This is a genomic window from Amycolatopsis thermalba, from assembly GCF_023376025.1.
Taxonomy (GTDB): Bacteria; Actinomycetota; Actinomycetes; order Mycobacteriales; family Pseudonocardiaceae; genus Amycolatopsis_E; species Amycolatopsis_E thermalba.
This window is the reverse complement of record NZ_CP091196.1, coordinates 2480586-2494941: the sequence shown is the minus strand read 5'-3', so window position 1 is coordinate 2494941 and position 14356 is coordinate 2480586. Positions and strand designations below refer to the sequence as shown.

Sequence of the window (14356 nt, the reverse complement as noted above, 5' to 3'; positions counted from 1 at the left end):
TTCACGAAAGGACCATTCATGGCCAAGTTGACGCGGCGCGCCGTGCTCGGCACCGCGGCGGCCGGGCTGGCCGCGTCGGTGCCCGGTGTCGCGGCAGCGGCACCGGTGCGGGCGCAGGGCACGACCCGGCGGATCACGATGTACGCCGAGAAGATCTCCGACGAGCTGTACGGCTACGGCCTCGCGCCCGGCGGGGCGACGGTGCCCGGGCCGGTGCTGGAGATGTGGGAGGGCGACACCCTCGAGATCGACCTGGTCAACACGACCGACCGGGTGCTGTCGCTGCACCCGCACGGCGTCGACTACGACATCAACTCCGACGGCACGCTGATGAACGGCTCCGCGGTGATGCCCGGCCAGACCCGGCGGTACGTGTGGAAGAGCCACGTCGGCTACCGGCGGGCGGACGGGTCGTGGGCCGAGGGCACGGCGGGTTACTGGCACTACCACGACCACGCGATGGGCACCGAGCACGGCACCGAGGGTGTGCTCAAGGGCCTGTACGGGGCGCTGGTGGTGCGGCGGCAGGGCGATCTGCTGCCGAAGCGGCAGTTCACCGTGGTGTTCAACGACATGATGATCAACAACCGGTCGCACCACGACGCGCCGACGTTCGAGGCGAACCTCGGCGAGCGGGTGGAGTGGATCGCGATCGGGCACGGCAGCAACTTCCACACCTTCCACCTGCACGGGCACCGCTGGCTGGACAACCGCACCGGGATGCGGACCAGCGAGTACGACCCCAGCCCGCTGATCGACATCAAGGACCTCAACCCCGGGGTGTCGTTCGGGTTCCAGGTGATCGCCGGCGAGGGGGTCGGGCCGGGGATGTGGATGTACCACTGCCACGTCCAGAACCACTCGGACATGGGGATGGCCGGGATGTTCCTGGTGCGCAACGCCGACGGCACCATGCCGCCCGGTGTCCACGAACACTGAGATTCGCGAAGGAGAGCGGCATGTGTGGTGGTGTGCCCGTCGTCGTCGACCGGCGGCGGTTCCTGAAGGGTGTGGCGGCGACGGCGGCCGGGGTGGCGGCGCTGGGGGTCCCCGCGACGGCGGCCGCCTCGCCGGGGCGGCGCATCCCGAACAGCCGGATCGGGTTGCAGATGTACTCGGTGCGGGACGCGTTCATGTCCCAGCCGGAGGCGGTGCTGCGGGCGCTGGCCCGGGCCGGGTACCGGAACCTGGAGTTCGCCGGGTTCCCGGGCGGGACGGATCCGGCGCACGCGCGGGAGGTCCGGCCGCTGCTGGAGAAGTACGGGCTGCGGGCGGTGTCCAGTCACCACGGGTACGCGGAGTTCCTCGACGACGCGCGGGTGGGTGAGCTGATCGAGATGGCCCGGATCCTGGGGCAGCGGTACATCGTGTGCCCCGGCGGGGTGCCGGACACGGCGGAGGGTTTCGCCGAGGCCGCTACCGTGTTCGACCGGGCCGGCGAGCGGATCCGGCGGGCGGGGATGAAGCTCGGGTACCACAACCACACCAGCGAGTTCACCGGGCACGGGCCGGACGGGCGGAGCTTCTACCAGATCCTGCTGGACGGTTCGGATCCGGAGTTGCTGTACCTGGAGCTGGACATGGCGTGGTCGTCGGCGGCGGGGTTGAGCGCGCAGGACAACGTCGAGCTGATCCGGGCGAACCGGGGGCGGATGCTGCTGGCGCACGTGAAGGACCTGGACGCTTCCGGCAACCTGGCGGACCTGGGCACCGGGGTGATCGACTACCGCACCATCCTCAGCGGCGCGACCCGCCTGGGCATGCGCGAGTTCATCATCGAGAACGACGACCAGAGCAACCCGCTGACCGATTCACGGGCCGACCGCATGCACGACTACCTGGCCGCCCTGCGGCTGCGCTAGGCGGGCGGGGTCCGGCTCCGGCGGGGATTGGCAGGCCCGCCGGAGCCACCGCCCACGCCCGTGCCCCCGCCACCACACGGCCGCGGGCACGCGCGCCCCCGTGCCACCGCCGACCCGGCCTCCGCCGGGCACGAAGTCAGATCACCCCGCGCCGCACGGCCCACACCACCGCCTGGATGGGCGTCGCCACGCCGAGGCGGTCGCAGACGGCCCTGATGCGGCGTCGCACGGTTCGCCCGGACAGGCCCACCCGCTCGGCCACCTCCTCCGGCGACAGCCCCTCCGCGAGCAGCCCCAGCAGCACCAGGTCGCCGCGGGGCAGGTCGGTCACCTCTCCCACTCCGCGATCGTCATCGCCCGGCCACGGCCGGTCAATGACACAACAGGACAAGGTGACTCACACCGCGGCCACGAGGTCGAGCCGGTCCCACCCGCCGGTCGGCAGCGGCCGGACGTCGCGCACCCACTCCGCCCGCAGGTACGGCAGGCACACCTGCACCGGCTCGCGCTCGGCCGGCCCCAGCTCCCACGCGCACTCCCGGCCTTCCAGCGACGCGGCGAGGAAGTCGTTCCACCGCCCGTAGTCCGAGGCCACCACCAGCCGCTCGGGCGCGTCGAACTCGACCGTCGCGAAGCCGCGGCTCAGCTCGTGCTCGGTGTCGAACAGCGACACCGCGTCGATCAGCCGCAGCTCACCGCGCCACGCCCACACCGGCGGCCGCCCGCCGGTGGCGACCCCGGCGCGTTCCATGGCGTCGACCATCGCCCGGTAGGGCGCCACCAGGGCCGGCGGCACGCGGTCCCAGTCACCGAAGAGGTCGCCGGTCACGCGGGACAGCGGCTGAAAGGTACGCAAGAGCACGAGCAGTGACGCTAGCCGCGATCACCGCGTGCCCGCCTCCGGGGAATTCCCGGAACCGGAGCCCGGAGCCCGGAGTGAGCATCACCACCCCGAGGCGCCTCAGGCCTGCGTGGCCTTCGGCTCCCGGGCCCGGTGACCGTTCGGCCCACCGTGGGAGCGCGCGAACGGCAGCCGCTCCCCCACCTTCTCGCCGACCTTGGCCCGCACGACCCCGGCCGCGCCCTGGACCGCCGGGTGGTCGGCGACCGCCCGGTAGGTCCGCACGATCTGCTCGTACCGCGCACGGCCCGCCCGCGCCCCGAGCACGTACCCGACGGCCGCGCCGAGCAGGAAAGTCTTCATGCCCGCCTCCTGGTGTCTCCGGCTCGATCACTCATTGTCCCCCAACCCCCGCGAAAGTGCCGGGGGGTGCGTGCAGAGCGCGATCGCCCATGAGCTAAAGTTCTCTCCCGTCAGCCCGGAGCGATCCGGGCAGGCAGAGCGTTCCCCTGTAGCTCAATTGGCAGAGCATTCGGCTGTTAACCGAAGGGTTGCTGGTTCGAGTCCAGCCGGGGGAGCAGCGCAAACAGGGCCCCGGAGATCATCCGGGGCCCTGTTGACATCCAGGGGTGACATCAGTTCCCCGCGGCCAGCTGGTTCATCCGCTCGGCCATCTGGCGCTTCGCCTGGTCCAGCACGTGACCGTAGATGTTGGCCGTGGTCGTGATCGAGGCGTGGCCGAGCTGCTCCATCACCTCGCGGATGGTCGCCCCGTCCTCCAGGAGCAGCGTCGCGCAGGTGTGGCGCAAGTCATGCACGCGGCTGCGGTCGATGCTCGCTCTCCGTAGCACCCGGTCGAGCATGGTGTTCACGTCCCACGGCTCGCCCCTCCCCGATCGGGTGATGAACACGAGGTCGTCCGGCTGCCCCGGTGCCGAGGGTGCTCCTTGACGCCGCGATGCAGATCGACGCGCCTAAACTCCCCGAACATCAGCTCACCCGAACCCGCCTCAGAGTGGCGGTGGTGTTGGAATCATAACGCTGGTCAACCGGGCCGGACGACCTCCTTACGGGCCGGGCTGCTCACACGTCCGTGCGCTGATCGATCGCGGCCTCGTAGAAGGCGTCCGCGAGCGCCATGATGACGGCGCTGATACCCGGACCGTCGCTGAAGAAGTAGTCGGCCATGGTGTTGTGGGCCGACTGGTTCTCGACGACCGCCTCGGTGACCGCGGCTTGGAAATCCTGCGACTCCATGAACTGCTTTTTCGAGTTCACCTTGGTCTGGTTGACCAGGTCCGGATAGGCGAGCAGCCGCCGCACCAGGCCCTGCACGAACTCCCGGACCTGCGACTCGGTGAACGACTCGGCGCCGAAGAGATCGTTCATCTTGTCGATGACGACCTGGAGGGCGACGTACTTCGGCTCCTTCCGCTCCCCAGTGCCTGCGGCGCTGATGCCCTTGAGCTCCCCGTCGCCGGTCAGCGAAATGTCGACCGGTGTCCCCTTGGTGTGCTTGACGCCGACCAGGACCACGTCGAAGAGGTCGACCTCGGCTGCCCACGATGAATCTGCGATGACCTTCTCGAGAAGCCGCAAGAAGATCGACAGCATCTCCATGTACGGGTCGCCGTAGTCGACGATCTGACTCATGAAGTCGTAAAGCCGGACGTAAGTGGAGACGTCCTTGCGGAACAGATCGAGGGTGTTGAGAGTGACCTTGTCGTCGGCCTCGATCGCCTTCGCATAGCGGCGGGCGAACTCGTCCTTGGCGGGACTGATCGCTGCCGAGAGCGCGTTGTTGCCCTTGCGGGTGACCCATAGTTCGGCCACCTGTCGCACCTGCTCCGGCGTGTAAATCCCAGCCTGGGCGAGCTTCATGGCTAGGTGGACAACGACGTATGGGTCGGTCTCGGTCTCCAGGGTGGCATTGGTGAAGTAGGGCTCGAATGCAGCCCGGATGTCCTCGGGCTTGTTCACGAAGTCGATGACGAACGTCTTGCGCTTCTGCTCCCCGCCCGCGGTGCGGTGGGTCCGGTTGAGCCGGGAGAGGGTCTGCACGGCCGTGACCCCGGAGAGTTTCTTGTCCACGTACATTGCCAAGAGGAGCGGCTGATCGAACCCCGTCTGGTATTTGTTGGCGACCAGCATAATCTTGTACGTCGTGCCCTTGAAGGCTGCGGCCAGATCAGAGCCGGCGCCCGGGTTCAGGTTGGTCTCGGTGAACTCGTCGTCCTTGCTCGGCTGTGGCCCCCAGTCCGAGACCCACTCCTCGTCCTCAGCCATGGTCACCGAGCCGGAGAAGGCGACCAGAGTGCGATAGTTGTACGAGGAATCCACGGCGGCTCGCTTGGCGATGTAGGCGTCGATCGCCTTCTTGTACTTCACTGCGGCCTTGCGCGAGTCGGTCACGACCATCGCCTTCGCCTTGCCCTCCAGCAGGTGGGCGACGTTGACGTGAAAGTGCTCGACGATGATCTGCACCTTCTGACTGATGTTGGTCGGGTGCAGCTTCACCCACCGCATCAGCCCTTTCCGCGCTGCGGCCTCCTCCACCACCACATCGCCGTCACCGCTCTCAGCCTGACCAGCGATCTTCAGTGCGGTGTCGTAGGACTGGTAGCCCTTGAGTACGTCGAGGATGTAGCCCTCCTCGATTGCCTGCCGCATCGAGTAGAGGTGGAACTCGACCGGCTTGCCGTCAGGACCCTTGCGGCCGAAGAGTTCCAAGGTCTTGTTCTTCGGCGTCGCGGTGAACGCAAAGTAGGAGATGTTCTCCGACTCGGCCCGCTCGGTCATCTCCGCGGCCAGGATCGACTCGACGTCGACGGAGCCGCCCTCTTCGATCTCCTTGACCTCCTCCGCGGTCAGCACGGCCTTGAGCTTGGAGGAGATCTGCCCGGACTGCGAGGAGTGTGCCTCGTCCGCGATCACCGCGAACCGCTTCCCCTTCAGCCCCTGGTCGGCCCGGATCTCGTCGAGCGCGAACGGAAAGGTCTGCACCGTCACCGCGATGATCAGCTCACCGTTCTTCAGCGCGGTCGCCAGCAGCCCGGACTTCGACTTCGCCCCCGCCTTGCGGACGTCCTCCGGGCTGATCGTGGCCACGATCTTCCCCGACCCGTCGATCTGCCGGATCGCCTCCTGGAGCTGCCCGTCGAGGACGGTACGGTCCACGACCACGATCACCGAGTCGAAGACCTTCTCGTCGTTCACGTGCAGCCGCGCCAGCCGGTGCGCAGTCCAGGCGATGGTGTTCGTCTTCCCGGACCCTGCCGAGTGCTCGATCAGGTAGCGCTGCCCCACGCCCTCCTCGCGCACCGCGTCCACGATGTTCGTCACGGCCTCCCATTGGTGAAACCGCGGGAAAAGCATGGTCGTACGCCGCACCGAGGTGCCAGTGGTGACATCCCACTCCTCCTTGGTTTCCACGATCATCAGCCGGCCGACGATGTTGAGCCAGGCGTGCTTCTCCCAGACCCGCTCCCACAGGTATGCCGTCGCCGACCGGCCGTCCTCAGCCGGCGGGTTCCCCGCGCCCCCGTTGTGGCCCGTATTGAATGGCAGGAAGTGGGTCTTCTCGCCCTCGAGCCGGGTGGTCATCGCGGCCAGGTCGTTGGAGACGGCAAAGTGCACGAGCGCCCGGTGTCCGAACGACAACAGCGGCTCCGGACGGCCGTTGGTCAGCGGGTGCCGGTTCTTGCGGTACTGGTTGATCGCCTCATCCAGCGACTGGGTGAAGTCGGTCTTCAGCTCGACGGTGGCGACCGGGAGCCCGTTGATGAAGAACACCAGGTCGATGCTGCGCTGGTCGGCGGTGGAGAAATGCACCTGCCGCATCACCCGCACACGCATCGCCGCGTACCGCTCGTTGGTGGTTGCGTTCAGGCTGGTCTCGGGGCGGAACTGCGCCATCTTCAACCGGCCACCGCCGATGTACTGCACCCCGTTGCGCAGGATGTTCAGCGTCCCGCCACCGTGTTCCAGGGGCTTGTCGAGCGCCGTGGTCAGCACGTCGAGGAACTTCGCCTCCGACCCCGCGGCTTTCAAGGCTTTCCCGTACGCCGCCGGCTGGGTCTCCTTCAGCCACGCGAAGAGGTCCTCGGGAAACAGGGCGCGTTCGCGGTCGTAGCCGTTGTCGTTCTCCGAGTACAGCCACCCATGTTCGGCCAGGTACTCGCAGATCTCGGTTTCGAAGACAACCTCGTTGTGACCGGCCATCACGCCGCCTCTCGCACGTCGATCTGTCCCGTCACCGCCGCCGTGATCAACGCCGCACGACGCTCGCGAGCGAGTTCGATGAACCGCTCGGTCTCGGCGATGAGAGTGTCGATCTTGGCGGTCTGCTCGTCGAGATACGCTGCAATGCGGCGCTGCTCGTCGAGTGGAGGTACGGCGAGCCGAAACTGCTTCAGCGCCTCGCACGTGAGGCCGCCCTTCGTGCTTCCATTTTCCTCGCTAAGCCGTCGAAGCTCGTCATAAGCCGCTCTGAGCGACCACAAAAGGTACTCCGGCAACCACCGGCTCCGATCAGGAGTTACGTACGCAACGTGCTGGTTCACCGTGGCCTCGATGTCGAGAATCGTTGCCATCCCGCGTGTCTTTCCCTGGCCGGTCAGGCCAACCAGGACAGAGCCAGGAGCAACAACCGGCAGGTGGCATTCGCGGAGCGCCACGGCAGTCACAAACTGCTCGGCTCCGCTGACCCGAGACTTGTTGACGACGGAGCTGTTCAGCCAAGGGACGTGCCCGCCGCGCCAATAGATAGCGCTATCCCGTCTTGGAGTCGACCCATTGCCGATACGAGCCGTACGTCCAAGCTTGTCTGTCGCCGAACCTGTCGGCTGGAGAATGGCATGCATAGGCACTGCCCGGCGCCGCTCGCGGAGCATCTCGATCAGGCGCTGCTGCTCCTCGATCAGCGTGTCGATGCGGGCGGTCTCGCGGGCGAGGTAGTTGGCGATGGTGCGCTGTTCCTCTGGCGGGGGCAGTGGAATCGGAATCCTGGCGAGCTTCTCCGCCGTGAGGTGCGGCATCGAGACAACGTTGGAATAGGCATGAACAAAACCGCTAGCCCGCAGCGCGATCAGGTAGAACGCGATGAAGCGGCCATCGAAGCCGCCAATCGGTCGGAGCCGGTTGATCGAGTTCTGGAATCCCCAGCCAGATAGCTCCTCGTCGACATACGCAGCACGGCCGAACCCGCCTTGGCCGCCCTCGACAACAACCACGTCCCCCGCTCGGATGCTCAACTGCTCCAGTTCCGCCTCGCTAAACCACATCTCGTTCACGTCATTGAGGGACAACGCTCCGTCGGGCTGCACATTTGCGGCACGCATGTAGGGTGCACGAACGTCACCGCCCGAATCATTGCTCTGCAACATCTTGCCGAGTGTGACCGTCGCAGCGTGCTTGACCTGTCCTGCCTGCCAGCCCTCAGGCAACGTCTCCCACAGCGGCCCCGTCACTGTTCCACCTCCCGCAGCAAGTCAAGGATCTTGGCGACCTGCTTCTCCAGATCGGCATCGATCTCAGCGAGGGGACGCGGCGGGACGTACTTGTAGAAATGCCGGGTAAAGGGAATCTCGTAGCCGGTCTTGACCTTGGCCCAATCGATCCAGGCGTCGGGGACGTGCGGCTTTACCTCGGCGTCGAAGTACGCCTGGATGACCTCGAACTTGCCGGCCGCACCGGCGGTCGAGCCGCCGTAGGTGAACGGGACATTTTCGGTGTCGCGCTTCTTGGTGTCCGGCTTGGGCTTGCCCTTACGGTCCACCGCCAGCTTGCCATTCTCGTCATGGAGGGGGCGCTCCACGGTGATGGTCCAGTAGCCGAACTCGTCGTTGCGCAGCACCTTGGAGAAGTCGGGGTCTGCGTCTTCGAAGTCGGCGTACAGCCGGACGATCTTGGCGCGGTCCGCGTCGCTGAGCTCACGGTTCTTGGCGCCGAGATTCTTGCGCATCTTGGTCCAGAACGACGTTCCGTCGATGAGCTGGACTTTGCCCTTGCGGTCGGGATGCTTCGCGTTGTCAAGAATCCAGATGTAGGTGGCGATACCGGTGTTGAAGAACATGTTCGTCGGCAGCGCGACGATGGCATCGACCAGGTCGTTCTCCAGCAGCCACCTACGGATGTTGGAGGGGCCGGACTCGGCGCCACCGTTGAAGAGCGGTGAGCCGTTCATCACGATCCCGGCCCGGCCGCCGCCATCCTCCGGCGCCCGCATCTTGTGAGCCAGGTGGAGCAGGAAGAGCATCTGGCCATCCGACGTCGCCGGGAGACCAGGGGCGAACCGGCCATAGGGGCCGGCTTCGTTGCGCTCCCTCGTGACTGCCTTGGCGTACTGCTTCCAGTCGACGCCGTACGGCGGATTGGACATGCAGAAGTCGAACTGGCGGCCCTTGAACGCGTCATCGGTCAGCGTGTTGCCGAAGGCGATGTTGGTCGCGTCATGCCCCTTGGCCAGCAGGTCGGACTTGCAGATCGCGTACGACTGAGGGTTGTACTCCTGGCCATACAGGCTCAGCTTCGCGCCGCGGTTCTGTGCGAGCAGGTGCTCCTCGGCCAGGGCGAGCATGCCGCCGGTGCCTGCGGTGGGGTCGTACAGCGTGCGGACGATGCCGGCCTCGGCCAAGTCGACGTCCCTCTCGGCGAAGAGCAAGTCGACCAGCAGCCGGATCGCGTCCCGCGGGGTGTAGTGATCGCCGGAGGTCTCGTTCGCGGCCTCGTTGAACTTGCGGATGATGTACTCGAACGCATCGCCCATGTCGGCGTTGGACACGACGTCCGGATGCAGATCGACGGCCTTGAAGGACGTGATGACCTCGCGCAGGAGCCCCGCCTTCTCCAAGGCGAGGATTTCCTTCTTGAAGTCGAAGTACTCGAAGACGTCGACATCGGGCGAGAACCGGTCGATGTAGTCGGCCAAGTTGTCCGCCAGCCCGTCGGCGTCGGCCAGCAGGTTGGCGAAGGAGTAATTCGACGTGTTGTAGAACGGCCGGCCGGTCGCCTTCTTGACCTCGATCCTGAGCCGGTTCGGATTGTCGTACTTCGCCGCCAGCTCACGCACCGTCTCGCGGTCGGGCTCGAGGATGCAGTCGAGGCGGCGCAGGATCGTGAGCGGCAGAATCACGTTGCCGTACTGGTTAGGGCGGTAGGGACCCCGAAGCTGGTCGGCGATCGACCAGATGAAACTACCCAGTGTGCTCACAAAGCTCCTTACGAGGCTCACTCGACGATGAATGTTGGACGCTCAGCGCGAGCCCGTGCGAGCCGTCCGAACAGACAGCCCACAGTCTGCGGCAGCCGGTGCGTCACAAGAGCATCATTGTGCATCACGGCACCCTGCCTGCCGCGCGGCCAGCAGAGGCAGGCGGCCGACGGGAGGCAGCACCTTTGTGCGATCGCCGGACAAACAAATCCGGGCCGGATGTCGTCAACCCCGCTTCGCACCGATCGTGCCTCTGGTGGTCGGCTCGTGCACGCACAGTCACATCTCGTAGTTCGGCTGTGCGGCGTGATCAGTTACAAGGGGTTGACAGCGCTCCACCCGGTTACGGGCGGCTCTGGATCGCGGAAAGGTGGAGCACGGTCCAGGCGCAACGCTTTGAACAGCGTTTTTGCGTCCGCCCGGCGACCCACCGCTGACATCAAATCGTGACATCAACAGGGGCGAAACTAGCGCGAACAGACGTGGCAAATGCCGAAGAGGCAGGGCGAGTCACCACAGCAGAAGCCCAGGTCTCCACCTCCCCGGCCCCAAGATCAGACGCTGCGCAGCACCGACACCACGGCCCCCAGGATCACCGCCCGGTCGCCGTCTATCACCTCGTACGCTGGGTTTCTCGGTTCCAGGTACACGTGCCCGTTGCGGCGCCGGTAGACCTTCACCGTCGCCTCCTCGTCGATCATTGCCGCGACGATCTGGCCCGAGTGCGCCTCCGACTGCTGGCGCACCACCACGATGTCGCCGTCGCAGATCGCTGCGTCGATCATTGAATCGCCGCGTACCCGTAGGCCGAACACCGTGCCCCGGCCGGTCAGCTCGCGCGGCAGGGTCAGCGTGTCGTCCAGCTGCTCGATCGCCGAGATGGGCGTGCCGGCCGCGATGTCGCCCACCACGGGCACCGGCACCGAGTCACCGGAATCCGCCCGCGACGAAGAACCGGAAAGGAACGCCCGCACGTCGATCGGCCGGGACATCGTCGCGCTGCGGCGCAGGAAACCCTTCTCCTCCAACGCCGCCAGGTGCTTCGACACCGACGACGAGGACCGCAGCCCGACCGCCTCCCCGATCTCCCGCGTGTTCGGCGCGTACCCGTACCGGTTCACCCAATCGCGGATCGCGACCAGGATCCGCTGCTGCCGCTCGGGCAGTGACGCCACGTCCAGGTGCTCGAAAAGATCGTCGTAGGAGGCCACCCGCGGATGTTAGACGTTCACACCCGCGCCACCGCGAACACCCGCCGGAACGGGAACCACGTCGTCCCGTCCGGCCGCGGCGGATACGCCTCGTTCAGCAGCGGCGCCAGCTCCGCCCGGAACCGCGCCCACTCACCGTCGTCCAGCGCCGCCCGCACCGGCCGCAACGCCGTCCCGGTGATCCACTCCAGCACCGCGTCCGGCCCGCTCAGCCGCTGGACGTACGTCGTCTCCCAGGCGTCGACGAAGCAACCCGCGTCGGCGAACAACTCCGCGTACTCCAGGGGTGAGTCGACCGCCTCGACGCCACGCAGCCCGCCCACGCGAGAAGCCCACTCCGCACGACCAGCCACCTCACGAACCAGCGAGTGCGACGGCGAATCCATGTTGCCCGGCACCTGCATCGCGAACCAGGCGCCCGCGGGCAACTCCTCCACCCAGCGCCGCAACAACGAACGGTGCTCCGGCACCCACTGCAGCACCGCGTTGGTGACCACCACGTCCGTGTCCGGCGACGGCGACCACTCCCGCACGTCGCCCACCTGCGCGTCGACCCCCGCGGCCCGCGCCGCCTCGACCATCTCCGGCGAGCTGTCCAGCGCCTCCAGCTTCGCCCCCGGCCAGCGCGAAGCCAGCGACACCGTGAGGTTGCCGGGGCCGCAGCCCAGGTCGACGACCCGCCGCGGGTCAGTCGCGCCGATCCGGGCGATCAGGTCGTAGAACGGGCGTCCCCGCAGGTCCGCGTAGTCGAGGTACTTCACCGGATCCCACACAGTACGAGCGTACTGCTAGGCTTGGGGCGGCGCCAGCTTCTCCGCGGCCTCGCGCGCGATCGCGGCGACGACCTCGAGGTCCACCCCGGCATCCGGCCGCGCCTGCAGCACGACCCCGTCCCGCCCGGGCAGCTTCCGCTGCACGAACCACACCCCGCCGCTGGTCAGCTCGGCGCGGTGCCGGCCCCGGATCGAGCCGTCCACCCGCTGGCGGACCAGCCACGGCACCTTGCCCGGCCGCGGCAGCTCGAACCGCACCGGCTCCCGATCACGCAGCACGACCGCCGCCCCCGCCGTGCCGGTCTCCTCGGCCTCGGTGACCGTCAGCGTCCCGTCACCCCAGGTCGCCTTGCTGATCAGGTGCCACCCGATGCGCCGGGCGCCCTCGGGCACGGGGATCCACAACCCGAGCTCGGTCACCACGAGGTGCCCGCCGCGCACGGGCGCCGACCCGATCGCGTTCTCCGACTCCACCAGCCGCCCGGGGAAGTCCTCCGGCAGGGGGTCGCCGATCAGCCGTCGCAGCCACCGCACGCGCTAGTCCATCCCGCCGATGGCCTGGACCTTGAGCGCCTTGCGGTACTCCTCCAGCGCGACGAGGTCGCCGAACAGGGCCCGGTAGTCGTCGGCCGCCTCGATCGGCGACAGCCGCTGCAGGCGCGACTTGATCTCCGCGATCTGCCGCCCCACCAGGTTCTCCTGCACCGCGGCGATCATGCTGCCGATGTAGCGGCCGTCGGCCTCGCCCTTGGCGCGCAACGGTTCCACGGCCAGCTCCGACAGCAGCGACCGCACCGGCCCCTCCGGCGTGTACGGGCTCGCCGCGTCGATCAGCGCCGGCCCGGACAACCCGCTGCTGGCACCACCGGCCTTCAGCACCGCCCGGTGCACCGCCACGTACGCCGGGTGCGTGAAGGCCTCCTCGGGCAGGGCGTCGTACTCCGGGCCCGCGTACGCCGGTTCCTGCAGCGCCGCCTTGAGCACCTCGCGCTGCGCCATCAGCCGCGGGTCGTTCGGGTCCGGCCGCGGCACGTCCGCCACCGCGGTGCCGTTGACGCGCTGCGCCGGACGGCGGCCGTTGCCCCGGACCGCGCCGCCCGCGCTCTCCCGCACCCGCCGCACGACCATGGCTTCGTCCTGCCAGCCGACCCACCACGACAGCTTGGTGGCGTAGCCGTCCCGCTTCGCGCGGTCCCTGATCTGCGCGACCAGCGGCACGGTGCGCTGCAGCGCGGCGACCTGGCCGTCGACCGAGTCGAGGTCGTACTCCTTGAGGATGCTGCGGATCGCGAACTCGAACAGCGGCGTGCGCCGGGCCACCAGGTCGCGCACCGCGGACTCCCCCTTGGCGAGCCGCAGGTCGCACGGGTCCATGCCGTCCGGCGCGACCGCGATGTAGGTCTGGCCGGCGAAGGTCTGCTCGCCCTCGAACGCCTTCAGCGCCGCCTTCTGGCCCGCCTCGTCGCCGTCGAAGGTGAAGATGATCTCGCCGCGGAACGCGTCGTCGTCCATCAGCAGCCGGCGCAGCACCTTCATGTGGTCCTCGCCGAACGCGGTGCCGCAGGAGGCGACCGCGGTGGGCACGCCGGACGCGTGCATCGCCATCACGTCGGTGTAGCCCTCGACCACGACCACCTGGTGCCGCTTGGCGATCTCGCGCTTGGCGAGGTCGAGCCCGAACAGCACCTGCGACTTCTTGTAGACCGGGCTCTCGCTGGTGTTGAGGTACTTGGCCTGGATCGGGTCGTCGTCGTGCAGCCGCCGCGCGCCGAACCCGACGACGTCGCCGGACAGGTCCCGGATCGGCCACACCAGCCGCCGGTGGAACCGGTCGATCGGCCCCTGGCGGCCCTCCTTGACCAGCTGGGCCTTGAGCAGCTCGCTGAACTCGAACCCGCGGTTGAGCAGGTACTTCGTCACCTTGTCCCAGCCGGCCGGGGCGTAGCCGCAGGTGAACGTGCGGGCCGCGGTCTCGTCGAAGCCGCGCTCGGCGAGGAAGTCGCGGGCGATCCGGGCCTCGGGCGTGCGCAGCTGCTCGGCGTAGAACTCGGCGGCCACCTTGTGCGCCTCGACCATGCGGGAGCGCGTGCCGCGGTCGCGCTGGACGCTGCCGCCGCCACCCTCGTAGGTGAGCCGGAACCCGACGCGGTCGGCCAGCCGCTCGACCGCCTCGACGAACGGGAGGTGGTCGATCTTCATCAGGAACTTGATGACGTCGCCACCCTCGCCGCAGCCGAAGCAGTGGAAGGTGCCGTGCGTGGGGCGGACGTTGAACGACGGGGTCTTCTCGTCGTGGAACGGGCACAGCCCCTTCAGCGCTCCCCCGCCGGCGTTGCGCAGCGCCACGTAGTCGCCCACGACCTCGTCGATCCGGTTGCGCTGGCGAACCTCCGCGATGTCACTTTCCCGGATCCGGCCTGCCACGACGACCAGTCTAGTGACCGGCGGGGCCGGGCCGT

At 67.8% G+C, this 14356-nt stretch carries 12 protein-coding genes, 1 tRNA gene and 1 pseudogene; 3 read left to right on the top strand and 11 right to left on the bottom strand.

What is annotated here, in order from left to right; all coding sequences use genetic code 11:
• Positions 1-18: 18 nt before the first annotated feature.
• Positions 19-939 (top strand): multicopper oxidase domain-containing protein, encoded by a 921-nt coding sequence (locus tag L1857_RS12265; RefSeq protein ID WP_094004801.1) that lies wholly within the window; start codon positions 19-21, stop codon positions 937-939.
• A 20-nt stretch (positions 940-959) separates the two neighbouring features.
• Positions 960-1862: a sugar phosphate isomerase/epimerase family protein gene (locus L1857_RS12260; protein ID WP_094004800.1), complete on the top strand. Its 903-nt coding sequence runs from the start codon at positions 960-962 to the stop codon at positions 1860-1862.
• Positions 1863-1998: 136 nt separating this feature from the next.
• Here the strand turns inward: L1857_RS12260 and L1857_RS12255 are convergent, their stop codons facing one another.
• The 3 genes from L1857_RS12255 to L1857_RS12245 all read right to left on the bottom strand — a co-directional run bounded on the left by L1857_RS12255 (position 1999) and on the right by L1857_RS12245 (position 3066).
• Positions 1999-2202 (bottom strand): helix-turn-helix domain-containing protein, encoded by a 204-nt coding sequence (locus L1857_RS12255; RefSeq protein ID WP_094004799.1) that lies wholly within the window; start codon positions 2200-2202, stop codon positions 1999-2001.
• 57 nt (positions 2203-2259) lie between these two features.
• On the bottom strand, positions 2260-2724 hold the full coding sequence (locus tag L1857_RS12250; protein WP_162831189.1) for a hypothetical protein: 465 nt from the start codon (positions 2722-2724) through the stop codon (positions 2260-2262).
• A 99-nt stretch (positions 2725-2823) separates the two neighbouring features.
• Entirely contained in the window at positions 2824-3066 is a 243-nt protein-coding gene (locus tag L1857_RS12245) for a hypothetical protein (protein WP_094004797.1), read from the bottom strand.
• 142 nt (positions 3067-3208) lie between these two features.
• Here L1857_RS12245 and L1857_RS12240 point away from each other — a divergent pair.
• Positions 3209-3281 (top strand) — tRNA-Asn (locus L1857_RS12240).
• Between the two features lie 57 nt (positions 3282-3338).
• Here L1857_RS12240 and L1857_RS12235 read toward each other — a convergent pair.
• The 8 genes and pseudogenes from L1857_RS12235 to dnaG form a co-directional block, all read right to left on the bottom strand.
• Positions 3339-3623, bottom strand: a pseudogene (locus L1857_RS12235) (tyrosine-type recombinase/integrase); the annotation flags it as partial.
• Between the two features lie 163 nt (positions 3624-3786).
• Entirely contained in the window at positions 3787-6924 is a 3138-nt protein-coding gene (locus tag L1857_RS12230) for a type I restriction endonuclease subunit R (protein ID WP_094004784.1), read from the bottom strand.
• Positions 6924-8171 carry a restriction endonuclease subunit S gene (locus L1857_RS12225; RefSeq protein WP_094004783.1) on the bottom strand — a complete coding sequence of 416 codons (1248 nt, stop codon included), beginning with the start codon at positions 8169-8171 and terminating at the stop codon, positions 6924-6926. Before L1857_RS12225 ends, L1857_RS12230 begins: the two co-directional genes overlap by 1 nt.
• Positions 8168-9913: a type I restriction-modification system subunit M gene (locus L1857_RS12220; protein ID WP_094004782.1), complete on the bottom strand. Its 1746-nt coding sequence runs from the start codon at positions 9911-9913 to the stop codon at positions 8168-8170. Before L1857_RS12220 ends, L1857_RS12225 begins: the two co-directional genes overlap by 4 nt.
• Positions 9914-10467: 554 nt before the next feature.
• A complete protein-coding gene (lexA, locus tag L1857_RS12215; protein ID WP_094004781.1) occupies positions 10468-11124 on the bottom strand; it encodes a transcriptional repressor LexA in 657 nt (218 codons plus the stop codon).
• 17 nt (positions 11125-11141) lie between these two features.
• Positions 11142-11897, bottom strand: coding sequence for a trans-aconitate 2-methyltransferase (locus tag L1857_RS12210; protein WP_249465143.1), 756 nt, complete (start codon positions 11895-11897; stop codon positions 11142-11144).
• A gap of 15 nt (positions 11898-11912) precedes the next feature.
• Positions 11913-12431 carry a hypothetical protein gene (locus tag L1857_RS12205; RefSeq protein WP_249465140.1) on the bottom strand — a complete coding sequence of 173 codons (519 nt, stop codon included), beginning with the start codon at positions 12429-12431 and terminating at the stop codon, positions 11913-11915.
• A gap of 3 nt (positions 12432-12434) precedes the next feature.
• Positions 12435-14321, bottom strand: coding sequence for a DNA primase (dnaG, locus tag L1857_RS12200; protein ID WP_116113055.1), 1887 nt, complete (start codon positions 14319-14321; stop codon positions 12435-12437).
• Positions 14322-14356 lie beyond the last annotated feature (35 nt).